Annotated in this window: 19 protein-coding genes; 5 read left to right on the plus strand and 14 right to left on the minus strand. The window is 64.1% G+C overall.

Features of this window, described 5'->3' with window-relative positions; all coding sequences use genetic code 11:
* Positions 1 to 5 precede the first annotated feature (5 nt).
* The gene (locus ACNFIC_RS17500) at positions 6 to 1,391 is read right to left on the minus strand and encodes a heavy metal sensor histidine kinase (protein ID WP_138221091.1); all 1,386 of its coding nucleotides are present in this window, start codon (positions 1,389 to 1,391) and stop codon (positions 6 to 8) included.
* Entirely contained in the window at positions 1,388 to 2,062 is a 675-nt protein-coding gene (locus ACNFIC_RS17505) for a heavy metal response regulator transcription factor (RefSeq protein WP_138221092.1), read from the minus strand. Before ACNFIC_RS17505 ends, ACNFIC_RS17500 begins: the two co-directional genes overlap by 4 nt.
* Positions 2,063 to 2,301: 239 nt before the next feature.
* Between ACNFIC_RS17505 and ACNFIC_RS17510 the strand changes: the two genes are divergently transcribed.
* Positions 2,302 to 2,508 carry a hypothetical protein gene (locus ACNFIC_RS17510; protein ID WP_138221177.1) on the plus strand — a complete coding sequence of 69 codons (207 nt, stop codon included), beginning with the start codon at positions 2,302 to 2,304 and terminating at the stop codon, positions 2,506 to 2,508.
* 98 nt (positions 2,509 to 2,606) lie between these two features.
* Here the strand turns inward: ACNFIC_RS17510 and cmoB are convergent, their stop codons facing one another.
* The 4 genes from cmoB to lon form a co-directional block, all read right to left on the minus strand.
* Positions 2,607 to 3,563 (minus strand): tRNA 5-methoxyuridine(34)/uridine 5-oxyacetic acid(34) synthase CmoB, encoded by a 957-nt coding sequence (cmoB, locus tag ACNFIC_RS17515; protein WP_416781515.1) that lies wholly within the window; start codon positions 3,561 to 3,563, stop codon positions 2,607 to 2,609.
* Positions 3,560 to 4,303 carry a carboxy-S-adenosyl-L-methionine synthase CmoA gene (gene cmoA / locus ACNFIC_RS17520; RefSeq protein ID WP_416781516.1) on the minus strand — a complete coding sequence of 248 codons (744 nt, stop codon included), beginning with the start codon at positions 4,301 to 4,303 and terminating at the stop codon, positions 3,560 to 3,562. The genes cmoB and cmoA overlap by 4 nt, the downstream gene beginning before the upstream one ends.
* Before the next feature lie 89 nt (positions 4,304 to 4,392).
* Positions 4,393 to 4,785: a protease inhibitor I42 family protein gene (locus ACNFIC_RS17525; protein ID WP_416781517.1), complete on the minus strand. Its 393-nt coding sequence runs from the start codon at positions 4,783 to 4,785 to the stop codon at positions 4,393 to 4,395.
* Positions 4,786 to 5,014: 229 nt separating this feature from the next.
* Positions 5,015 to 7,438, minus strand: coding sequence for an endopeptidase La (gene lon, locus ACNFIC_RS17530; RefSeq protein ID WP_138221096.1), 2,424 nt, complete (start codon positions 7,436 to 7,438; stop codon positions 5,015 to 5,017).
* 134 nt (positions 7,439 to 7,572) lie between these two features.
* On the opposite strand from lon, the gene ACNFIC_RS17535 reads away from it, so the two are divergent.
* The gene (locus ACNFIC_RS17535; RefSeq protein ID WP_138221097.1) at positions 7,573 to 8,022 is read left to right on the plus strand and encodes a ubiquitin-conjugating enzyme E2; all 450 of its coding nucleotides are present in this window, start codon (positions 7,573 to 7,575) and stop codon (positions 8,020 to 8,022) included.
* A gap of 42 nt (positions 8,023 to 8,064) precedes the next feature.
* On the opposite strand, the gene ACNFIC_RS17540 is transcribed toward ACNFIC_RS17535, so the two are convergent.
* From ACNFIC_RS17540 to ACNFIC_RS17550, 3 genes are all read right to left on the minus strand, one after another.
* Entirely contained in the window at positions 8,065 to 10,476 is a 2,412-nt protein-coding gene (locus tag ACNFIC_RS17540; protein ID WP_416781518.1) for a glucose/quinate/shikimate family membrane-bound PQQ-dependent dehydrogenase, read from the minus strand.
* A gap of 31 nt (positions 10,477 to 10,507) precedes the next feature.
* The gene (locus ACNFIC_RS17545) at positions 10,508 to 11,854 is read right to left on the minus strand and encodes a carbohydrate porin (RefSeq protein ID WP_138221099.1); all 1,347 of its coding nucleotides are present in this window, start codon (positions 11,852 to 11,854) and stop codon (positions 10,508 to 10,510) included.
* Between the two features lie 244 nt (positions 11,855 to 12,098).
* Positions 12,099 to 14,102, minus strand: a complete 2,004-nt coding sequence (locus ACNFIC_RS17550; protein ID WP_416781519.1) for a TonB-dependent receptor — start codon at positions 14,100 to 14,102, stop codon at positions 12,099 to 12,101.
* Positions 14,103 to 14,401: 299 nt separating this feature from the next.
* On the opposite strand from ACNFIC_RS17550, the gene ACNFIC_RS17555 reads away from it, so the two are divergent.
* Both ACNFIC_RS17555 and ACNFIC_RS17560 read left to right on the plus strand, forming a co-directional pair.
* On the plus strand, positions 14,402 to 14,623 hold the full coding sequence (locus tag ACNFIC_RS17555; RefSeq protein WP_138221101.1) for a VF530 family DNA-binding protein: 222 nt from the start codon (positions 14,402 to 14,404) through the stop codon (positions 14,621 to 14,623).
* Positions 14,623 to 15,255, plus strand: coding sequence for a Pr6Pr family membrane protein (locus tag ACNFIC_RS17560; protein ID WP_138221102.1), 633 nt, complete (start codon positions 14,623 to 14,625; stop codon positions 15,253 to 15,255). The genes ACNFIC_RS17555 and ACNFIC_RS17560 overlap by 1 nt, the downstream gene beginning before the upstream one ends.
* A gap of 43 nt (positions 15,256 to 15,298) precedes the next feature.
* Here ACNFIC_RS17560 and ACNFIC_RS17565 read toward each other — a convergent pair whose 3' ends face one another.
* The 4 genes from ACNFIC_RS17565 to ACNFIC_RS17580 form a co-directional block, all read right to left on the minus strand.
* The gene (locus ACNFIC_RS17565) at positions 15,299 to 16,060 is read right to left on the minus strand and encodes a siderophore-interacting protein (protein WP_138221103.1); all 762 of its coding nucleotides are present in this window, start codon (positions 16,058 to 16,060) and stop codon (positions 15,299 to 15,301) included.
* Positions 16,057 to 16,584 carry a PadR family transcriptional regulator gene (locus tag ACNFIC_RS17570; RefSeq protein WP_138221104.1) on the minus strand — a complete coding sequence of 176 codons (528 nt, stop codon included), beginning with the start codon at positions 16,582 to 16,584 and terminating at the stop codon, positions 16,057 to 16,059. Before ACNFIC_RS17570 ends, ACNFIC_RS17565 begins: the two co-directional genes overlap by 4 nt.
* An 87-nt stretch (positions 16,585 to 16,671) precedes the next feature.
* Positions 16,672 to 19,818 (minus strand): transglycosylase domain-containing protein, encoded by a 3,147-nt coding sequence (locus tag ACNFIC_RS17575; protein WP_416781520.1) that lies wholly within the window; start codon positions 19,816 to 19,818, stop codon positions 16,672 to 16,674.
* 137 nt (positions 19,819 to 19,955) lie between these two features.
* Positions 19,956 to 21,575: an FMN-binding glutamate synthase family protein gene (locus ACNFIC_RS17580; RefSeq protein ID WP_138221106.1), complete on the minus strand. Its 1,620-nt coding sequence runs from the start codon at positions 21,573 to 21,575 to the stop codon at positions 19,956 to 19,958.
* 226 nt (positions 21,576 to 21,801) lie between these two features.
* Here ACNFIC_RS17580 and ACNFIC_RS17585 point away from each other — a divergent pair, with 226 nt between their 5' ends.
* Positions 21,802 to 22,215 (plus strand): NUDIX hydrolase, encoded by a 414-nt coding sequence (locus ACNFIC_RS17585; RefSeq protein ID WP_138221107.1) that lies wholly within the window; start codon positions 21,802 to 21,804, stop codon positions 22,213 to 22,215.
* On the opposite strand, the gene metR is transcribed toward ACNFIC_RS17585, so the two are convergent.
* Positions 22,199 to 23,116, minus strand: coding sequence for a transcriptional regulator MetR (gene metR / locus ACNFIC_RS17590; protein ID WP_134693470.1), 918 nt, complete (start codon positions 23,114 to 23,116; stop codon positions 22,199 to 22,201). The genes ACNFIC_RS17585 and metR overlap by 17 nt on opposite strands.
* Between the last annotated feature and the right edge of the window lie 214 nt (positions 23,117 to 23,330).

Below are 23,330 nucleotides of genomic sequence, written 5' to 3' on the forward strand. Positions count from 1 at the left end.
TCGCGTTACTGCGACTTGAACAGCAAGGTGAATCGGGTCGGGCCGCTGGGGCAACTGCTTACCTCGACCCTGCCGCCGTGCAACTGCATGATCGACTTGACGATCGCCAGCCCCAGCCCGGTTCCCCCCTCGAGCCGCGAGCGCCCGGAGCCCGCCCGGTAGAAACGCTCGAACAGGTGCGCTAGGTGTTCCTCGGCGATACCCGGCCCGGTGTTCTGCACCCATACGGCGATGTCGTTTTCTCTTCGCTCAATGCCCACGGTGATTGGCTGGTGTGCCTGGCCATGTCGAATGGCATTGCTCAACAGGTTCGACAGTGCCCGCTGGAACATCAATCGGTCGGCCAGCGCAGTACCCCAGCCTTGCAGGTGCAAGCTGATCCCCTTGAGTTCGGCGCTGAAGGCGAACAGTTCGCTCACCCGCGACACTTCATCGGCCAGTGCCAAGGGCGCCAGGGTCACCTGGGTCTGCGGCTGGCTGACCTGGGCGAGGAACAGCATGTCGTTGATCATGCGATTGAGCCGGGTCAGTTCCTCGACGCTATCTTCCAGCGCCTCACGGTAGCGTTCGCCATCGCGTTCGCGGGCGAGGGTGACCTGGGCCTTGCCCATCAGGTTGCCGATGGGGGTGCGCAGTTCGTGGGCCAGATCGTCGGAGAACTGCGATAGCTGGCTGACGCCCTGGTCGAGTCGGTCGAGCATGATGTTGATGGCCCGGGCCAAATCCGCCAGCTCGCTGGGCAGCCCTGCGTCGGGTAGGCGGTGCTCCAGGTTCTGCGCCGACACCTGGCCTGCGATACGGCGAAAGTGGCGCAGCGGGCGCAAGCCTCGTTGTACCAGTTTCCAGGCCGCGATGCCGATCAGCAGCAACAGCAACGGCAGTGCCAGCAACGTCGAGTGCAAGTAGGCTTCGAGCAGATCGTTGTCGTCGCTGCGGTTGAGTGACATCAGCACCTTGACTGGGGTGTCGTCACGCAGGCGCATCAGGCGGCTGGCGCTGAGCATCTGGTTACCTGCAGCGTCCTGCCATTCATGGAAGCTCAGTTGGGCCTCGACGGGCAGCGTTTGCAGCGTTTGCGATTGCAATGGCGGGCCCAGGCTCAGTAGGGCGGGGTGGCGACCGTTGACTGCCAGCACGCTGAGGCTCAGGTTGTCATGGCCCATCACCAGATCGAGCAAGGGGTGGGCGCGGGTCGCCAGATCGGCACTGCGCAGGTCCACGCGCAGGTTGTGCTCCACCTGTAGCATCTTGCGCGTGAGGTCCTTGCGCGCCCGGCTGTCCAGTTCGTGGTCCAAGGCAAAAACCGCCAGGCATGCCAGCAGCAGCACCAGCGCTGCCCCCATCAGGGTCACGCTCAGGCCCAGGCGCAGCGAGAGGCTGGTTGCTTTCACTGGCGCGCCTCGAGCACGTAGCCGACGCCGCGCAAGGTATGGATCAGCTTGTCCTCGAACGGGTCGTCGATCTTCGCGCGCAGGCGGCGGATCGACACTTCCACCACGTTGGTGTCGCAGTCGAAGTTCATGTCCCAGACCAATGAAATGATCTGGGTACGCGAAAGCACTTCGCCACTTTGGCGCATCAGCAGGTGCAGCAGGGCGAACTCCTTGGCTGTCAGGTCGATGCGCTGGCCGCCACGCCAAGCCCGATGGCGACCGGGGTCCAGCTCAAGGTCGGCGACTTTCAGCGTGCTTGGCTGCAAGCGTTGGTCGTTGCGCCGCAGCAGGCTGCGGATGCGCGCCAGCAGCTCGGGAAACTCGAAGGGCTTGAGCAGATAGTCGTCGGCGCCCAGGTCCAGTCCTTTGACCCGATCGGCCAGGCGGCCGTGGGCCGTGAGCATCATGATGCGAGTGGCGGACTCTGCGCGCAGGCGTTGTAGCACGCTCCAGCCGTCCAGTTCGGGCAGGTTCACGTCGAGGATCACCAGATCGTAAGGCTGCTGGCGGGCCAGGTGCAGGCCATCGGTGCCGGTATGTGCGCAATCGACCACGTAGCCGTTCTCGCGCAGGCCTTGTTGCAGGTAGTCGGCGGTACGGGGTTCGTCTTCGATGATCAACAGGCGCATGGTCAGGCTCGGCAGGAGAAAGGGGGGCGATTCTCGACCCTGTAGTGACATCAGGGTCAAGCCGTGAGGATGTTACGGGATGCGAGCGGCGTGGTGGCGGGGATAACCGATTTGTAATGCGCAGGTCATGTGGCCGATAGCTGCGGCCCCTTGCAAGACTGTAATCCCCGGATCACCTTGGTGTTAGCTGCGTGCTGTCAGGATGGCCCTGTCTAAACGGTTACCTTGAGGCAAGCATGATGAACCTGAGCAAATACCTGCTGCTGGCGACCCTCGCCCTGGGCAGCACCAGCGTTTTCGCCGAAGATGGAGCGCAAAGGTCGAAGCAGTTCTGGCAGGCATTCCGCGAGGATCAGGCCCGCCTGCATGGCGACGACAAGCAGCAAGCGCTGGCTGAGCGTGAACGCAAGGCCGAGCAAAGGGCCCGCGAGGTGGCCAAGGACTGAGGTGCAAGCGAGCGGGGCCGCTGTGCGGCCCTTCGCGGGTAAACCCGCCTTGCACAGCCTGGGTTCTGCGCAGAACCCACGAAGGGCTTTAGGTCGGGTTACTTGCGCGCCAGCAGCGTGGCGCGGCGTGGCGCCGGCAGGCCTTCGACGGTCTTGCTGTGGTCGTTCGGGTCGAGGAAATCACCCAGCGACTGGTAGCGCATCCATTCGGTGCTGCGCTGCTCCTCGACGCTGGTGACGCTGACGTCGACGCAGCGTACGTCGCTAAAGCCTGCGCGGCGCAGCCAGCGCTCCAGCGCCGGGACCGAGGGCAGGAACCAGACGTTGCGCATCTGCGCGTAGCGATCTTCCGGCACCAGTACCTGATTTTCGTCGCCTTCGATCACCAAGGTTTCGAGCACCAGCTCGCCGCCCTTGACCAGGCAGTCCTTCAGCGCCAGCAGGTGCTCGATGGGTGAACGACGGTGGTAGAACACCCCCATCGAGAACACCGTGTCGAAGCCTTCCAGGTTGGCCGGCAGTTCTTCGAGGGCGAACGGCAGGTGCCAGGCGGGGAGCTGTGGCAGGTACTGCTGCACCGCTTGGAACTGGCAGAAGAACAGCCAGTTGGGGTCGACGCCGATGACCATGTCGGCACCAGCGCCGAGCATGCGCCACTGGTAATAACCGTTGCCGCAGCCCACATCGAGCACGCGCTTGCCCTGGAGGTTCAGGTGCGGGCCTACGCGCGACCATTTCCAGTCCGAACGCCATTCGGTGTCCACGTGCACGCCGAACAGGTCGAATGGCCCTTTGCGCCAAGGCGACAGCCCCATCAACGCCTGGCGCATCTGCGCACGGGTGGCGTCGTCGCAGTCGCAGTCCAGGCGCAGGCCGTCGACCAGGTCGATCTGGCTTGGCACAAGCTTGGGCAACGCCGCCAGCGCGCCGCGCCAGCGCTCGAGGTCACCGTGGCCTTTCTCCAGCTTGCTTTCCAGTTGCGCTTGCAGGCCTTGGGACCAGGTGGCAAGGGGCGTGCCCGCCAGACGGCGAACGAGGGGGGACAGATCGATCATGGCAGGGCTATCAGCGAGGCAAAGTTGAGGCATTGGAACCACGGCACGACCTTGGAAAAACCGGCGGCCAGCAGGCGTGCTTCGTGGGTCTGCAAGGTGTCAGGCTTCATCACGTGCTCGATGGCGCTGCGCTTCTGGGCGATTTCCAGGTCGCTGTAGCCATTGGCACGCTTGAAATCCAGGTGCAGGTCGTTGAGTAGATCCTGCGTGGGGTCGTCTGCAAAGCGCAGTTTCTCCGACAGAATCAATGCACCGCCCGGCAGCAGGGCCTGGCGGATGCGGCCGAGCAGTTCCAGGCGTTGGTCGGGGGCGATGAACTGCAAGGTGAAGTTCATGGCCACCACCGAGGCTGGCTCGAAAGGCAGCGTGAGGATATCGGCTTCGAGCACCTGCACCGGCAGCAGCTCCTGGAACATCGAGTCCTGGGCGGTGAGGTATTGGCGGCAGCGCTCGACCATGGCGGCGGAATTGTCCACCGCGATCACCCGGCAGCCGTCGCTGCGCACGTGGCGGCGCAGGGCCTGGGTGACCGCGCCCAGCGAAGCGCCAAGGTCGTACAGGGCGGTGTGCGGCTGAGCGAAGCGTGCGGCGAGCACGCCGAGGTTCTCGACGATGGTCGGATAACCGGGCACCGAGCGCTTGATCATGTCCGGGAACACGCGCACCACGTCCTCGTTGAAGACGAAGTCGGGCACCTGTTCCAGGGGCTGGGCGAATAGGCGGTCGGGTTCTTTGCTCACAGTGGGTCCAGGCGGCTTGCAATCCAGAGGGGCGGCATTCTAGCCAAACCACGCCAAGCTTGCATGGCCTGCTGACCGGCGCGGCACGCTCAGCGCACGCGAATGGCGCAGTCGAAGGTCTGCACCGGGCGAACTTCCGGTGCCCACGGCTGTTGATACACCAGCACGAGTTGGCCGTCACCGGCTGCACTCGCCTGGAAACGCCAGGTGGAGAGCCCCGCGCTACCGACGATGCCGGCCTCTTGCGGGTCGCTGTAGACCTCAGGGCCGAGGCTGCGCAGGATGCCTGAGGCGGGGTTTTGCAGCAGCCAGCGGTAGCCCGTCGTCGGATTGCTGGGCAGGGTCAGGGTCAGGCTCTGGCCCACGTGCAGACGCTGGGGGCATTCGCTTTCGGCGTCCAGTTCAACGCTGCGTGGCGGTTGTTGCGCGCAGGCGCCGAGCAGGGTGAGGCCTAGGAGGAACAGTACGCGTTGGTAGTGCATGGTGGCTCCGTGTCGGGGATCGAAGCGCCAACCGGACAGGCAGGGCTGGCCGATGCCGTCGGAGGCAGGCGATGCCTTCTTATTGCCACGCTCGCCCGAGCCTGGCGCAAACGACGTTGATTATGCTCAGCTGCAAGCGCAGGCCGCAATCGTCGCGCTCAAGCATGGCCGAGCGCGACGCACCGAGGCGCGCCTGTGGGGCAAGTCGACATGCCGCACCTCGGTCCTCTCAACTGAACAGTACCTTCGCCACGTCGGCGTAGCGTTTGGCGAAATGCACCTGTAGCCCTTCCTTGAGGTAGGCCGGCAGCTCTTCGAAATGCCCACGGTTGGCTTCGGGCAAGATCAGTTCGAAGATCTTCTGTCGGCGCGCCGCGATGACTTTTTCGCGCACCCCGCCGATCGGCAGCACCTGCCCGGTAAGGGTCAGCTCGCCGGTCATGGCCACGCCTTTCTTCGGCGCCTGGTCACGGGCCAGCGACAGCAGGGCGCTGGCCATGGTGATGCCGGCGCTGGGGCCGTCCTTGGGCGTGGCGCCTTCGGGGACGTGCAGGTGGATGAACGCTTCGTTGAAGAATGCTGGGTCGGCGCCGAACTGCTTGAGGTTCGAGCTGATGTAGCTGTAGGCGATTTCAGCCGATTCCTTCATCACCTCGCCCAGTTGGCCAGTCAGCTTGAAGCCGCGGTTCAGGGTATGGATGCGCGTGGCCTCGATGGGCAGGGTAGCGCCGCCCATGCTGGTCCAGGCAAGGCCGGTGATCACGCCTTTGCCAGCCAGCACCTGCTCGCTGCGGAATACCGGCATGCCGAGGGCGGCTTCCAGGTCTTTGTTGCCGATCTTGAGCTTGGCTTCGGGGTCGTCGAGCAGCTTTACCACGGCCTTGCGCACCAGTTTGCCTAGCTGTTTCTCCAGCTGGCGCACACCCGCCTCGCGGGCGTAACCCTCGATCACCGTGCGCAGGGCGCTGTCGCTGATGCTCAGGCTGGTCTTCGACACGCCGGCCTTTTCCAGTTGCTTGGGCCACAGGTGACGCTTGGCGATGGCGAGCTTTTCTTCGGTGATGTAGCCCGACAGGCGGATCACTTCCATGCGGTCGAGCAGCGGCCCAGGGATCGAGTCCAGGGTGTTGGCGGTGCACACGAACAAGACCTTGGACAAGTCCAGGCGTAGGTCCAGGTAATGGTCGAGGAAGTCGACGTTCTGCTCGGGGTCGAGGGTTTCGAGCAAGGCCGAGGCCGGGTCGCCCTGATAGCTCTGGCCCATCTTGTCGATCTCGTCGAGCATGATCACAGGATTCATCACCTCGACCTCCTTGAGCGCCTGCACCAGCTTGCCCGGTTGCGCGCCGATGTAGGTACGCCGGTGGCCCTTGATTTCGGCCTCGTCGCGCATGCCGCCGACGCTGAAGCGATAGAACGGCCGGCCCAGCGACTCGGCGATGGACTTGCCGATGCTGGTCTTGCCGACCCCGGGCGGGCCGACCAGTAGTACGATCGAGCCGCTGATCTCGCCTTTCCAGGCGCCGACGGCGAGGAATTCGAGGATGCGCTCCTTGATGTCGTCGAGCCCGGCGTGATGGCGGTCGAGCACTTTGCGCGCGTGGGGCAGATCGAGTTTGTCCGCACCGTATTGGCCCCACGGCAGGGCCGTGGCCCACTCCAGGTAGTTGCGGGTGACGGCGTACTCGGGCGAGCCGGTTTCGAGGATGCCCAGCTTGGCCATTTCTTCGTCGATGCGTTTTTTCGCCTGCTCAGGCAAGGTCTTGCCTTCCAGGCGCTGCTGGAACTGTTCGAGGTCGGCGCTACGGTCGTCCTTGGTCAGGCCCAGCTCCTGCTGGATGACCTTGAGCTGCTCCTTGAGGAAGAACTCGCGTTGGTGCTCGCCGATCTGCCGGTTCACCTCGGCGGAGATCTCGTTCTGCAGGCGCGCGACCTCGACTTCCTTGCGCAGCATGGGCAGGACCTTTTCCATGCGCTTGAGCATGGGCACGCAATCGAGCACTTCCTGCAACTGGTTGCCGTTGGCCGAGGTGAGCGCGGCGGCGAAGTCGGTCAGCGGCGAAGGGTCGTTGGGGCTGAAGCGGTTAAGGTAGTTCTTCAGCTCCTCGCTGTACAGCGGGTTGAGCGGCAGCAGCTCCTTGATCGCGTTGATCAGGGCCATGCCGTAGGCCTTGACTTCGTCGGTCGGCTCGGCCGGCTGGCGCGGGTATTCGACTTCGACCAAATAGGGCGGGCGATGGTGTTTGAGCCAGGTACGGATACGCACCCGGGTCAGGCCCTGGGCGACGAATTGCAGCTTGCCGCCCTCGCGGCTGGCATGGTGCACCTTGACCAGGGTGCCGTACTCGGGCAAGGCCTTGGTATCGAAGTGGCGGTGGTCTTCTGGCGGGGTGTCCATGTAGAACAGCGCCAGGCTGTGGTGCTCGGATTTGGCCACCAGGTCGAGGGTTTCGGCCCAGGGTTCTTCATTGACGATCACCGGCAGCACTTGTGCGGGGAAGAACGGGCGGTTGTGAATCGGGATCACGTACACCTTGTCCGGCAGTTGCTGGCCAGGCAGGGCGAGGTGGTGGCCAGTGCCGGCCGAAGGGTCGAGGTGTTCGACTGCGCTATGTTCGTCGGGATGTTCCGGGAAATCCTGCTGGTCGCTCATGGGGCACCTGCGTGAATGGCTATGGGTGCTTAGATGGGGAGGCGCGCTACAGGTTTCAATGGCCGGCGGATGAACGATCTGTCACTGTCGCGGTTGCGAAGTTGTGCTCCACTCAACCGGATATGAGGCTGCCGATGGCGACATTGCAAAGGATTCAGAAAGAGCTGGCGATGATGGTCAAGGATCCGCCGGCGGGTTGTTCGGCTGGGCCTTCCAGCGACAACGACCTGTTCGCGTGGAATGCATCGATCATGGGGCCTTCGGGCACGCCCTACGAGGGCGGGGTGTTCTTCCTGGCTTTGGCATTCCCGCAGGATTACCCGGTATCACCGTTGAAGGTGCGGTTCGTGACGCGGATCTATCACCCCAACGTTGGCAGCGAGGGTGAGGTGGGCCTGGATATCCTGGGCAGCAACTGGTCACCGGCGCTGACCGTGGAAAAGGTGCTGATGAGCATCCTGTCGCTGTTGTGCGAGCCGAACCCGGAGCAGCCGCTGCAGGCGGACATCGCCGAGCAGTGGTTGTGTACCCGCAAGGCGTTCGACGACACGGCCAGGCAGTGGACACGGCAGTACGCCCAGTGAGGGCGGTGTGTGCGGTGGTGTCGCCACCACCGCACGTACGGCTTATTCGCCGAGTTTGTAGGCGATGATGTAGTCGCCCATCTTGGTGCCCAGCGAGCCATGGCCACCGGCGACGATCAGCACGTACTGCTTGCCGTCCTTGCCGGTATAGGTCATTGGCGTCGCCTGGCCGCCAGCCGGTAGGCGGGCGCTCCACAGTTCCTTGCCATTGCTCACGTCATAGGCGCGCAGGTACTGGTCCAGGGTGCCGCTGAGGAAGCCCACGCCACCGGCGGTGACGATCGAGCCGCCCATGCTTGGCACGCCCACGGGCAGACCGAGCGGCACCGGGGTGCTGTCACGGGTGGTGCCATTCTTGTACTTCCACACCACCTTGTTGGTGAACAGGTCGATAGCCGCCACATAGCCCCAGGCCGGCGCCTGGCACGGGATGCCGAGCGGCGACATGAACGGGTGCATGGTCACGGCATACGGCGCACCGGCGTTCGGTTGTACGCCGCTGGTCTCGCTTTCGCGCTTGCTGCCCTCGGCTACCTGTTCGCGCGGAATCATCTTCGACACGAAGGCCATGTAGTTGGGCGAGGTGAACAGCAGTTGGCGCACCGGGTCGACCGACACGCTACCCCAGTTGAATACGCCGACGTTGCCCGGATAGACCAGCGTGCCTTGCTCGGACGGTGGGGTGTACTGGCCCTCATAACGCAGGCTGCGGAACTGGATACGGCACAGCATCTGGTCGAGCGGCGTGGCGCCCCACATGGCCTGTTCAGTCAGTTCTGGGCCGAGCAGATTCAGGTCGGAGCGTGCTTGGGTCGGGGCGGTATGGTCGCCCTTGACCGCGCCTTGCGGTACCGGGATCTCGCGGATCGGCACGATCGGGGTGCCGTCGCGGCGGTCGAGTACGTACAGGCTGCCTTGTTTGGTCGGTACGATCACCGCAGGCTTGACGCCATCATCGGTCTTGAGGTGAACCAGGGTCGGCTGGCTACCGACGTCCATGTCCCACAGGTCGTGGTGGGTGAACTGGTAGTTCCAGCGCGCCTTGCCGGTGGCCAAGTCCAGGGCGACGATGCCAGCGCTGTACTTCTCGGCACCCGGAGTGCGGTCGGCGCCCCACTGGTCGGGGGTCTGGTTGCCCAGCGGCAGGTAGACCATGCCGAGTTCTTCATCGACGCTGGCCAGCGACCACATGTTGGCCGAGTTGCGGCTGTAGAACTTGCCGTCCGCCAGTGGCTTGGTGTCGTCCGGGTTGTTGCTGTCCCAGTTCCACACCAGGCGGCCGTCATGCACGTCGTAGGCGCGGATCACCCCGGACGGCTCGTTGGTCGACTCGTTGTCGGTCACGTGGCCGCCGATGATCACCAACTCGCGAGTTATCGCAGCGGGCGAGGTGGAGTAGTAGCCACCTGCGGTGAACGGGCCGATGCCGCGGGTCAGGTCGATCTGGCCCTGGTTGGCGAAGCCTTCGCAGACCTTGCCGTTGTCGGCGTTGATGGCGATCAGGCGGGCGTCGGCGGTGGGCAGGTAGAGGCGGCGTGGGCAGGCTTGAGCCACGGCTTGGCCTGCGTCGCTGATCTTCGGTGCCGGGCTGCCGTCGCGGCTGACGTAGCTGTTCTCGTCGTAGTACGAGACGCCACGGCAGGTCATGTGGGCAAAGCCTTTGAAGGTCTTGGTTGGGCTGGTGATCTGCGGATCGAAGCGCCAGATCTCGGCCCCGGTGTCAGGGTCCAGGGCCAGTACTCGGCCGTGCGGCGTGCACGCATAGAGCATGCCGTTAGCCTTGAGTGGAGTGTTTTCGTTGGTCAGCTCAACCGGATCGTCGCCGGTGGGCAGGTCCCCGGTGCGAATGCGCCAGGCTTCGGTGAGCTGGTAGGCGTTTTGCGGGGTGATCTGGCGCAGTGGCGAATAGCGGTCGCCGTACTCGGTACGGCCATAGGCTTGCCAGTCGCCATCAGGCATGGCCGGCGCGGCGCTGGCCATTTCGCTACTGTCGCGGGTGAAGTGGCCGCGAATCTCGCCTGGGTGGGTGAACTGGCTGGCTACCGCAGTGGCGCCCGAGGCAACCACCGCGGCGCTCAGCAGCGCGGTGTTGAGCGTCGCAGCTGGGCCGTTCAGCGGGCGGCGTGCCCATGGCAGCAGCAGCACCACGCCGATGGCGAACCAGATGGCCAGGCGTGGCACCAGTTGCCACCAGTCCAGGCCGACTTCCAGCAGCGCCCAGACAGTGCTGCCCAGCAACACCAAGCCGTACAGGCCCAGGGCCATGCGCCGCATGGCCAGCAGCAGGACGCCCGATAGGGCGAAGCCCAGGCCTGCGATCAGGTAGTAGAACGAGCCGCCCAGCAGGCTCAGCTTGATGCCGCCGGCCAGCAGGGCCAGGCCCATCAGCACTAACAACACGCCCATCAGGCGGGTCAGCCAGCGGGTTCCAGTTTTGGCACCTTGAGTGCTCATCAAAGGTTCTCCGTCGTGTGAAAAGGTTGGGTTAGAAACTGCTCTGGATCTTCAAGCCGCCGACCAGCGCGTCATCGACCCGCGACACGCCGCCGGGATGGCGGATGTACTGCAGGTTCGGACGCACGGTGAGCCAGTCGGCCAGGTGAATGCCGTAGTAGAGTTCGGCGCTGTATTCGGTGTCCTGCACGGGCAGGAAGCCTGGATTGTCGTAGTCGTCCAGGCCGGCGGCCTGGTTGGCGAGGCGGGCGTTCTTGCGGTAGCCGGGATTGACGTGCACGCGGGCCAAGGCGAAACCGATGTCGTCCTTGGCGCGGGCATCGAACGGCCCCTTGTAAACCAAACCTGCCTGTACATAGTTGTCGATGGCATTGGTCTTCTTGTCGTGCACCGTTGCGTTGGCGAACAGGCTCAGGCCACGGGACTGGTCGGATGCCTGCGCGCTCACTTGCTGCTGCACGCCGAGCCACAGCCCATGCTTGCTCGAACGGCTGCGGTAGGCTGCGCCGCTGATGGCCGCCGGAGTACCGGTGCGGTCTTTGAGAACATCCTGAGCCTTGGCATTACTGTAGTAGTACCCGGCGCGATATTCCCCTTTCAGGCCCCCGATACGTGGCGTCCAGACCAATTCGAGCGGCATGATCGCACCCTGGGTGCCGCTGCCGCTGAGCTTGAAGCCATTGCCCGATTCGAGGTTGGAGGGGTTCTGCTCGAACACTCCGACCTGTGCATAGAGCTGTTCGTTCAGGTTGTACTTGACCCGAAGCGCCCACTGGCTGACCGGCCAGTTGTACCAGATGCCGCCGACCCAGTTGCCGACCTGGGAGCCGCAGAACGCCAGGTTCTGGAAGTCGCAGGGGAAGCTGTTGAAGTCCTCGCCCTCGCCGAAGCGACCGAATTTCACATCCAGTGCGCCGTCGAAGTACTTCTGCTTGATCCACATTTGCGTCAGGCGCCAGGTTTCTCCGCGTCCCCAGACTTCCTGGGCCGAGGTGAAGCCGCCGACGCGGGGGTCGTTGATGCGGTCGTTGCTGATGTTGTCGCCATGGCGCTCGGTGACGGTGAGCTGGAACTCGGTGGCTTGCCAGCCGAGCAGCTTCTCCAGGTCCATGTGCGCGCCCAGAGTGAACTGGTCACTGTAGCGCGCGGCGCGATCATGGCTGTAGCCACCGCGCAGGTTGCTGCCCATCTCGCCGGTGTAGCCGAGGGTGAAGTCGTAGCCTTTTTCCCGCAATGCGGTGCGGGTGCCGTTCCAGTCGCCCAACATCCAGGGAGAGTCCTTGGCGAACATGTCGTGCGCTTGGGCGGCCGCTGAGAGGCTGGCGAGCAGGGTCGCCAGGGCGAGGCTGGGGTATCGAAAAACGGGCAGATGAAGCATGGGATAGCGCTGTCTTTTAATTATTGAAGAAACGGCAAACGCATCGAAGCGTGCAGTCTTCGAGGTAAATGGCAGTAAATTGTGCTGATGAAGCGTTTCAGCTTGCGGCGGGGAGGATATAGGGGAAAATGTAAGAAAAAAAGACAAAATGTCGCAGGGGATTGTTGCTGATCAGGTAACAGTACTCGTGCCTAACGGTAAGTGGCGTCGGTGCCCCGACGCCCCTTGCCTGAGGTGCTTGCGATCAGAACGTTGTGCGCAGCCCTACCTCGACACTACGCCCTGGCGCTGGCGCGATGTCGCGCAGGATCGAGCTGGCATAGCGCACGGTCTGGTCGGTCAGGTTCTCGCCACGGACAAATGCCAGCCACTGGCTCTGGCCGACGTCGAAGCGGTAACCGACGCTTGCGCCCAGGGTGGTGTACCCATCGGTGCTGGTCTCGTTGCTCGGCTTGCGGTGCTGCGAGGCGGCGTGTTGCACATCGATCCGTGCCTGCCAGCGGTCCAGCTCCCACACCAGGCCGCTGTTCAGGCGCAGTGGGGCGATGCGTGGCAGCGGCTCGCCGCTGTCGAGGTTGTTGGCGCGGGTGTAGTCGCCAGAGAGTTCAAGGGCGAAGCTGCCGTAGGGGTTTTTCAGCAACTGCCAGCGGTCCTGCGCCTCGATGCCGTAGAAGCGTGCGCGCACCCCTTGGTAGAGCAGTTCGGGGAATTCGTCACCTTCGTCGGTAAGACGCGTGTTGCCACTGTCGATCAGGCCGATGTAATTGCGAAAGTGGCTGTAGAACACCCCGATGCTGCCCTTGTGGATACCGTTATCGAAGCGCAGGGCCAGGTCGGCGGAGATGGCTTTCTCTTTGTTCAGGCTGGCATCGCCCACTTCATAGGCGCCGGTGGCGACGTGGGCGCCATTGGCATACAGCTCGTAGAAAGTCGGTGCGCGCTCGGTGTAGCCGAGGCTGGCGGCCAGGGCCCAGACTGGGTCGAGCTGATACACGGCGCCCGAGGAGAGGCTGAAGGCGTTGAACGTGCTGTCGCTGTCGGCCGTGGCGAAGGTCGCGTTGCCCTTGGCGTCCGGGTCGATACGGGTATGTTCCAGACGTGCGCCCAGGCTCAGGTTCAGGCGCTCGGTGGCCTGCCATTGTTCGAGTGCGAACAGTGCCAAGGTGTCGGTGTCGCTGTGTGGCACGAAGGCCTCTTCGCCCAGCGCGGAGAACTCGTTGCGGTTGAGCTGGACCCCAACGACCCCTTCGACGGGGCCCAGTGGCTGGTGGCGGGCCTCGATGCGGGCCTCGTAGCCCTTGTTCTTGAAGGTGGTGCCGACCTCGCCATCTTCGATCTCGCGGTGCACGTAGTCGGTGTAGCCGGCGTCGAGCTTGACCGAGCTGAACGGCCCATCGAGATCGCGTAGTTCGGAGGCAAAGGCGTAGTGGTCCTGCTGCATGTCCAGGCGCACACCGGACTCAGCCACCGAGCCGTAGTTGCTGTCGTAGCGGCTGTAGGACAGGCCGGCGTAGCCATGATCCCACTGGTAGGAGCCGCCGATGGCGCCGCCGTCCTGGCGACCGTCGCTGTTCTCCAGGCGGTGCTTGCTGCCCGGATCGTCGGGGTCGCGCACTTTGTCGCTGCGGGCGTAGCCGGGGATGCGCAGGTCGTTGAACGCGCGGCTGCTGGCGTCCAGGTGCAGGGCGAATTCACCATTGCCGGCTTCGAGCTTGCCGGCGCTGCTGCGGGTGGTGTCGGCGCCGCCGTAGCGCAGCTCGCCTGCACCGTGGATGCCGTCGATGGGTGAGTCGGGGATGCGGTTGTCGAAGGTGTTGACCACCCCGCCGATGGCGTTGCCACCGTAGAGCAGGGCGGCGGGGCCACGGACGATCTCGATGCGCTCGACGTTGACCGGATCCAGGGGCACGGCATGGTCATACGACAGCGACGAGGCGTCCAGTGCACCTACACCGTTGCGCAGGATGCGGATCCGGTCGCCGTCCAGGCCACGGATCACCGGGCGACTGGCGCCGGGACCGAACCAGGTAGAGGCGACGCCGGGCTGCTTGTTCAGGGTTTCACCGAGGCTGCTGTGTTGCTGTTGCAGCAGGTCGTCGTCTTCGAGCACGGAGCTTGGCGCGGCCAACTGGGCATTGCCCAGCGGATTTGCAGTAATCACCTGGGGTTGCAGCTCCACGGCGTGGCTGGGGAACGATGCCAGCCACAAGGCGGCGAGAGGTGTTAGGCGCAGTGGGATGTGACGCATGGGGGCGTGGCGTTCCTTGGCAGACATGAGTATTGTTACAATATAACATCTCCATATCGACCCACGCCATTGCCCTCTCGCGGCTGGTGCGGTCCAGTGTAGGAGCCGCCTCGTGCCGCGAGAGGGCTGCGTAAGCGGCCCCAGGATGTCAGCCTCATACAAGACTGTCGGGGGGCGCTGTGCGCCCCTTCGCGGCACGAGGCCGCTCCTACACGAGGCGTGCGATGCCGGCTCTTTGCGCTCCACTGGCCCACTACACTCGTGTAATGTGCGCACCTTCCCGAATCAGGAGCACTGGCATGAGCACGGCCCAACACAACGCGCTGCACGGCAAGACCCTCGAGCAGATCCTCACCGAGCTGGTGGCGCACTACCAATGGCAGGGCCTGGCCGAGCGCGTCGATATCCGCTGCTTCAAAAGCGACCCCAGCATCAAGTCGAGCCTGACGTTCCTGCGCAAGACGCCCTGGGCCCGGGAAAAGGTCGAGCAGTTGTACGTGAAGTTGCAGCGTACAGCCTGATGCCGTCTCGCCCCTGGCTGACTCTGGCGGCCGTGCTCGGATGGGCGGGGTTGGCGATCCAGCTCTACCTGGTGCTACTGGCGCGGTGGCAAGAGCAGGCCAGCCTAGTCGGTGGGCTGATCAACCTGTTTTGCTACTTCACCGTGCTGAGCAACACGCTGGCGGCCACGGTGCTCAGCCAGGCCGCGTTCGGGCACCCATCGGCCGCGCGGCGTTGGTGGCTTTCACCCGCAGTGACCGGCTGTGTTACAGCCAGCATCGTGTTGGTGGGCTCAGCTTATAGCCTGTTGCTGCGCCACCTGTGGCAGCCCGAAGGTTGGCAATGGGTGGCCGATGAACTGCTGCACGACGTCATGCCGGTGCTGTTCGTCTGCTATTGGTGGTGCACCGTGCCGAAAGGTCACTTGCGTCTCTGGCATCTGGCCGCCTGGGCGTTGTACCCGGCGCTTTACTTTGTCCTGGTACTGTTTCGCGGGCATCAGATTGGCGTTTATCCCTACCCGTTCATTGATGTGGCGCAGTTGGGGTATGGGCAAGCGATGATCAACGCGTCGGGCGTGCTGGCGGGATTCTGGGGGATTGGGCTGGTGTTGCTCGGCCTGGACCGGTGGCGTGGGCGCCGCTCGCGCTGATGCCGATGGGCTCATCGCGGCTCGCTCCCACGCCGGGTAAACCTTACGCGTCCTCGGCGGTGCCATCGGCCCGCCAGTAAGCTGCTGCTTTCAAGGCATCATCCGGCACGCCTTTGTCCAGCAGCAGTGCCTTGGCCTCGCGAGTCAACGCCTTCTCCAGCGCCACCCAGCCGTACAAACGACCTTGGGGCAGTGCCAGGTGCTGCAGCACGTCCAGCAGATCCTGCGCATGCCGATGCACCCAGATCACCTCGACGTGCGCCTGGCTCGCCAGTGCCTGGCGCTCGTGCTCGTCCTCGATCTGAATCACTGCCAGCACCTGGCGCCCGGCAGGCAGTGCTTCGAGGCGGCGGGCAATGGCCGGGATCGCGGTTTCATCACCGACCAGCAGGTAGCTGTCGAAGATATCGGGCACCACCATCGAGGCGCGGGGGCCGGCGATGTGCAAGGTTTGCCCCGGTGCTGCCTGGGCCGCCCAGGTAGATGCAGGACCGTCGCCATGCAGGACGAAATCTATGTCCAGCTCCAGGTTGACCAGGTCGATGCGCCGCGGCGTGTACTCGCGCATGGTCGGCTTGGCACCGCCGTCACGGCCCAGGTTGCGGGCGTCGAGGGCGTGTTGCTGTTCAGGCGTTTCGGCGAATAGCAGCTTGATGTGATCGTCTGTGCCCAGGCTGGTGAAACCGGCCAGCTCCGCGCCACCGAGGGTGATGCGGCGCATGCGCGGGGTCAGCTCGGTGACCCGCAGCACCACAAGACGGCGTTGACGGATCTCGTGATTGACGCGATGGATGGTGTCGCTCATGGGGTGTTCTCCGTAGTGGTGGGCCCTGCGGCAATGGCTTTGGCGGTGTCGTTGAGCAGGGTACGTACCCGCTCGATTTCGTCGGGTGTCCAATGGCCGCTGTGCATGTGCAAGGCATGGCGCAGGTTGCCGACGGCTTCGTGAATCTCGGGCGGGCGGTCGTGGCCGCGTAGGGCGCGCTTGCTCACTTCGATGCGCATGTGCACGCCATCCAAGGCCACAGCCTGCTCGGCGAGGGCGTGGCGGCCTACGTCGGTGATGGCATACAGGCGCTTGCTGCCTTGCACCTGGCCACTGATAAGTTCGGCTTCTTCGAGGTAGTTCAGGGTGGGATAGATCACGCCGGGGCTCGGGCTGTAGCTGGCGTCGAAGAGGTTTTCGATCTGGCGGATCAGGTCGTAGCCGTGGCCGGGCTGCTTGGCCAGCATCGACAGGATCAGCAGCTTCAGGTCACCCGGGGCGAATACTCGCGGGCCGCGTTCGCCGCGGCCGGGGCGGCGTTCGAAGGGATCATACTCGCGCATCGCACAAGGCTCCGTCGTTTAGATATATCGAAAGATATTACTCAAGATATATCTAAAGACAAGCGTAAAAATGCGGATCATTCTCATCTAATTGATCGATAGGTCCGGCCTGCCCAGCGGAACCAGCGCCACTTGCGGTGCTTTACAGGCGTTCGGGTTACCCGGTTCGAGGTACGGCAGGAGGATTGGCGCCATGCCCTTGAGCACCTGAACGGGCAGCGCCGAGGTGAAGGTGAAGGCCTCGGCCGAACGCCCCGAGACGAACGCGGTGAGTGTGCCGAAGTGGTTATCGCCCAGGTAGAACACGAAGGTTGCCGTACGGTTCAGCGAGCGCGAGCCGATCAACCGACCGCCAGCGCCGAAACTTTCGATACGGTTGTCGCCGGTACCGGTCTTGCCGCCCATCACCAGTGGGGTGCCGTCATGCAGCTTGAAGCTGCCAGAGATTCGCCGTGCGGTGCCGGCGTCGACCACCTGTGACATGGCGCCCTTGAGTGCTCGCGCCACCTCCACCGGGAGGATCCGTTGACCACGGTCCGGGTCGCTGATCAGTTGCGTTTCGTAAGGCGTGCCTTGGGCGAAGTGCAAGGTGTCGATGCGCAGGGTGGGCAGGCGCACGCCGTCGTTCTGGATGATCCCCACCAGCTCCGACAGCGCCGCCGGCCGGTCGCCGGAGCTGCCGATGGCGGTGGCCAGCGACGGGACCAGGTGATCGAACGGGTAGCCGACGCGCTTCCAGCGCTGATGGATGTCAGTGAAGGCCTCGATCTCGACCATGGTGCGGATGCGGCTGTCACGGGCGCCTTGGTAGCGGCTCTTGAACAGCCAGCCGTACACTTCCTGGCGCTCGAAACGGCTGGCGTTGAGGGTGTCCTTGAGCGAGGCGCCGGGGTTCTTCAGCAGGTAACCCAGCATCCACAGGTCCAGCGGGTGCACCTTGGCGATGAAGCCCTGGTCAGGCAGGTCGAACTTGCCGGGGCCGTAGGCTGCGTACATTTCCACCAGGCGGCTGTCGGTGAGCTTGGCCAAGTCCTGTTTGTCGCCCTTGCTGTGGGCGCGTACGAAACGGTTGAAGGTTTCCTGGCCGGCTTCGGGGAACAGGTAGCGGTGCACGGCTGCCAGGCGTTGCGGGGTAACGCGCAGGCTGTCGAGGAAGGTGTCCAGGCGTTGCTGCGAGGTCTTGCGCTGGTATTTTTTCCAGAACCGCATCATGTAGTTGGTGCCTTCGCGGTCGGCGAAGCGCGCCAGGTATTCCTGGCGGCGCGGGTCGGCGTCGTCCTTGAGCAACGGTTCGCGGTTGAAAGGCTGCTGGTAGGTGACGTAGCGCACGATGTCGCGCATCAGGCGGATGAAGGGCAGGTTGATCGACTCGCGCAGTGCATCCTTGAGTGTCGGATTACGGTTGTTGTCTTCCTTGCGGAAGTTGTTGAACACGTGCATGCCGCCACCGGTAAAGAAGGCCTCGCCGGTGTTGGCCGAGTACTTGCGCTCCAGCGCCGCGTCGAGCATCGCGTCCAGGCTCTGGTTCTTGCTGTTCTGCATCAGCCACTCCAGCGACCACTGGCTGATGCGGTCGAGTTCGGCCACCGGCACCTGTTTGAGTTCGGCTGCCGGCTTGCCGGCGTACTTGTCGTGCAGTTCGGCGATGATCTCCAGGTAAGTGGTGAGCACCCGCAGCTTGGCGGTGGAGCCCAGCTCCAGCTTGCTGCCCTCGTTGATATCGAACGGCTGGTCGGTGCTGTCGGTTTGCACCCGCACCCGCGAGCCATCGGCGGTGCGCTCGAACAGGGTGAAGCTGTAGCTCACCTGGTCGGTGGTCTTGCTGGTCAGCAGGCGTTCGCCGATCAGCCCCAGCTGTGCGGCGAAGGCTGGATCGGCGAGGTTCTTCAGGTACTGGCTGACCTGCACCTGCAGGTCGGCCTGCAACGTGCTGGTCGCCGACAGGTCAAGGCGATCAAGGTCGTACAGCGGGCGGTTGAGCATCGCCGCCAGGCGGTTACGGGCCAGGCTAATGCCTTTGTTGGTGATGATCGGCACGATGGTCGGCTGGGCTACCCAATCGCGGTACACCGCCTTGCTGGCCAGTGCGGCGTCCGCCAGCGGGCGTTCGATGATGCCGTTGGCGGCCAGCACGCGGATGTGCGAATCGGTAAGCTCGGCCAGTTGCAGGCGGCCTTTAGACAGGTAATAAGAAGGCCGGCGCTGGGCGATCATCAGCGACAGCACCTGGCGCAGGGCCAGGCCACGTTCGGCCAGACTCTTCTCGTCGCTGGCGGTCGACATCAGCGCCTGGTTGACCTGGTCGAAGTCCGCGCCGTACCACACCCGCAGGCCCTCGGCCATGCCATGCACCTCGCCATGCCCCGGCACCGCCGACAGCGGTACGCTGTTGAGGTAGTCGCGCACGATGCGCTCACGCGCCTCGGTGGTGTCCGGCCCGCCTTGGTAGGCGCGCACGCTGGCCGAGATCATCTGGCGGATCTTCTCGGCACCGGAGACGGTCAGCCCGTCGGGGGAGTGGCGGTATTTCTCCAACTGGGTGGCCAGGGTGCTGCCGCCGGCCGACTGGCCGGGCAACGCCAGGTATTTGGCCAACTGGCTGTACGCGGCCTTGGCGAAGCGCGGCCAGTCCACCGCGGGATTGTTCTGTGGATCTTTCGGGTCGAGCAACTCACGGTTCTCGATGAACAGCAGGCTGTTGACCATGACCGGGGGAATGGCCGCGAAGTTGGCGTACAGGTGTTGGGGGTAGCTGTACTGGTAGAGCATGTCGCCGCGGCAGTCGGTGATCGATAGACCAGCCTGGATCTTCTCGACGAAGGGCACGAACAGACCGTGTTCGACATAGCGCATCAGCGCCGGGGAGAAGCGCACCTGTTGGTTGATCAGGTAGTCGCGTTTGAGCAGCCGTGGCAGGAATTCGCCCAGGGCGCTGTAGCCCAGGCGCTTGTCGAATGGCCCGTCGCCGGGGTAGACGATGGCATCGCTCGGGCCCGGTTGCAGGCTGTAGGTGAGGGTGCTGGCCAGGCGGCTGAACTCGCGCGATTGCAGGCGTGAGGTCTGGATTTCCTGCCAGGCGGCGTAGCCCAAGGCGAGCAGCGCCAACACCAGCACGAGCAGGATCAAGCGCCACCACAGGCGGCGCTGGCGGGGTTTCAGGGGCGATGGGGCTTCAGCCTGGGGTGCTTTGGGTGCTTCCGTTCTGCTTGGTTCCGATTGCCACAGTGCGCCCATAGTCTTGAGTCCGGCCAGTATTTGCGTCTTGCTTGCCTGAAGCTTAGACGGTGGTCGGGTTCGGGGAAAAATTTGTAGGAAACGTCCGGGGCTCGCGGGGCATCAGCGGCATGCGCTTGCCCCGAGCGGATGGCCGGTCAGGCCGCCTCTTCACTGTGCGGTTCGAAACTGTCCGCCCGCGCCAGTTGCCACATGCGCGAATAGAACTGTCCGTTCACCTCGCCGGTCAGCAACTCGCCGGGCTTGAGGAACACGTGCATCTGCGAGAACAGCTTGATCTCGGTGGCCGATACACGCCGTACCAAATGCTTGGCTTGTAGTTGCGATGGATGTTCGAGCCCGGCGGCGGCCAGCATCTCGGCCAATGCGCGCAGGGTGTTGCGGTGGAAATTGAACACCCGTTGGGCCTTGTCTGGCACCACCAGGGCGCGCTGGCGCAGCGTGTCCTGGGTGGCGACACCGGTAGGGCATTTGTTGGTATGGCAGCTTTGCGACTGGATGCAGCCAATGGCGAACATGAAACCGCGTGCCGAGTTGGCCCAGTCGGCGCCGATGGCCAGCACGCTGGCGATGTCGAAGGCGCTGACGATCTTGCCGCTGGCACCGAGCTTGATCTTGTCGCGCAGGTTCAGCCCCACCAAGGTGTTGTGCACGAACAGCAAGCCCTCGCGCAGCGGCACACCGATATGGTCGGTGAACTCCACCGGCGCTGCGCCAGTACCGCCCTCCTTGCCATCGACGACGATGAAATCGGGAAGGATGCCGGTTTCCAGCATGGCCTTGGCAATCCCCATGAACTCCCAGGGATGGCCCAGGCAGAATTTGAAACCCACCGGCTTGCCACCGGACAGCTCACGCAGTCGGGCGATGAAGTGCATCAGCTCGATGGGGGTGGAGAAGGCGCTGTGGCGTGACGGCGAGATGCAGTCTTCGCCCATCGGTACGCCACGGGTGTCGGCGATCTCCTGGGTGACCTTGTGCTTGGGCAGGATGCCACCGTGGCCGGGCTTGGCGCCTTGGCTCATCTTGATCTCGATCATCCGCACTTGCGGATTCTGTGCCTGGGCGGCGAAGCGCTCAGGGTCGAAACGCCCATCCGGCGTGCGGCAGCCAAAGTAGCCGCTGCCCAGCTCCCAGGTCAGGTCGCCGCCATGCTCGCGGTGATAAGGGCTGATGCTGCCTTCGCCGGTATCGTGGGCAAAGTTGCCGAGCTTGGCGCCTTGATTGAGGGCGCGGATGGCGTTGGCGCTAAGCGAGCCGAAGCTCATCGCCGAAATATTGAAGATCGACGCCGAATACGGCTGGGTACACTGTGGCCCGCCGACCGTCACCCGAAAGCTTGCTGGGTCTGCCAGCGGTGCCGGACGCATCGAGTGGCCGATGAACTCGAAGCCTGACTGATACACATCGATGAGCGTGCCGAAGGGCTTGTCCGAGGCTTCGTTCTTGGCCCTGGCATACACCAGCGAGCGTTGTGCCCGGGAGAAGGGCAGGGCATCGCTGTCGGCTTCCAGCAGGTACTGGCGGATCTCCGGGCGAATGCCCTCGACCAGATAGCGGATGTTGCCCAGGATCGGATAATTGCGGCGTACCGCGTGACGCTGCTGCAACAGGTCGAATACCCCAATCAGGCTGAGCACGCCGGTGGCCAGGGTGAATGGCCACAACCATTCGTGGTGCACGAAGGGCAGGCTGGCCAGGGTGAACAGCACGCAGGCGGCGAAGCAGGCATAGCGACTGAGAAGTGACAGGCTCATACGGGGTCCTTGCGAATGGCTCGGTCAGGCTCAGGGCCTGGACAAACCGCGACCATAGCCCGGTTAACCCGCATTTCGCCAGCGCCGGACGGGCACGAGGAAATGAAAAATCGCCGGGCGGGTTGGGCGCCGGGCTGTCTTGAAGGGTTGCTTGGGCGCGAACATGCGCTTTCAGGCGGCTCGAATCCGGTATCCTGCTCACCCCGAAGAAAACCGCGAGTCCGCCATGCCCAAGACTATCCACATCGCCGCTGCCCTGCTGCTCGATCCGCAGGGCCGTACCCTGCTGGTGCGCAAGCGTGGCACCGTGGCCTTCATGCAGCCTGGCGGCAAGATCGATGCGGGTGAGTCGCCTGCCCAGGCGCTGGTGCGCGAGTTGCACGAGGAGTTGGGCTTACAGCTCGACCCCGCCCAGGTCGTTCACCTCGGGCGCTTCAGCGCGCCGGCAGCCAACGAGCCAGGCTTCCAGGTGCAAGCCGAGCTGTTTTGCGTCGATTGCGCCGAGGCGGTAGCCCCGGCGGCTGAAATCGAAGAGGTGGTGTGGCTGGCGGCGAGCGACACGCTGACGCTTGAGCTCGCGCCGCTGACCCGTGACCTGATCCTGCCGTTGTGGCGCGAGCGCCTCAACGCACCGCGCTGACGCCGTCGAGCGTGGCGAACGAGGTGTCCTTGGCGGTCAGCAGGAAATCGCGCATGTACGGTGCATCGAGCATGTCGGTGCGCACCGCCGCGTAGAGCGTGGCGAACAGCCCTTTTTCACCCAGACGCTTGCCTTTGACGTAGCCACGCGAACTGTACTCGTGCAGCGCCCAGTGCGGCATGCCGCACACGCCGCGCCCGCTGGCCACCAGCTGCATCATCATCACCGTCAGTTCAGAGGTGCGTACCGCTGCCGGCTCGATGTCGGCGGGCTCCAGGAAGCGGGTGAATATGTCCAGGCGGTCGCGTTCCACCGGATAGGTGATCAGGGTCTGGTCGAGCAAGTCCTGGGGCACGATGTACGGTTTGCTGGCCAGCGCATGCTGGTTGGCCACCGCGAGCATCGCTTCGTAGGTAAAAAGCGGCACGTAGGTGATGCCGGCCAAGTCCAGCGGATCGGAGGTCACCACCAGGTCGAGGTCGCCGCGGGCCAGTGCCGGCAACGGCGCGAAGGCGAAGCCCGAGGCCAGGTCCAGCTCGACCTCGGGCCAGGCGTCGCGGAACTGGTCGATGGTCGGCATCAGCCACTGGAAGCAGCTGTGGCATTCGATTGCCATGTGCAGGCGCCCGGCAGTACCGCCGGCCAGCCGCGCGATGTCGCGTTCGGCGCCGCGCAGCAGTGGCAGGGTGGCGTCGGCCAGTTGCAGCAGGCGCAGGCCGGCGCTGGTGAAGCGAATCGGCTTGGTCTTGCGTACGAACAGTGGCAGACCGAGGCGCTCCTCTAGCTCCTTGAACTGATGCGACAGCGCCGATTGGGTCAGGTGCAAGCGTTCGGCAGCCTCCACCAGGCTGTCGGCCTCGCGCAGGGCATGAAGGGTTTTCAGGTGGCGGATTTCCAGCACAAGGGCTCCGTGAGCAATATCGCGGGTAAACAGGGAATGACGTTGAGTTTCCCTCATGTTGAGTGTGCTGTCGATATTGTTGAACGCCGACGTGCAAGCCGCGCTGGTCCGCTCGCGCACGACCACTCGGCAAGGTTCACGAAATTGTCACGGTTTTGTGGCAGCGCGCCGGCATGAACTTCATCAGACTCGCGCTCTACTGGGGATCTGCATT

This window comes from Pseudomonas sp. NY15463 (genome assembly GCF_048068415.1).
Taxonomy (GTDB): domain Bacteria; phylum Pseudomonadota; class Gammaproteobacteria; order Pseudomonadales; family Pseudomonadaceae; genus Aquipseudomonas; species Aquipseudomonas mosselii_C.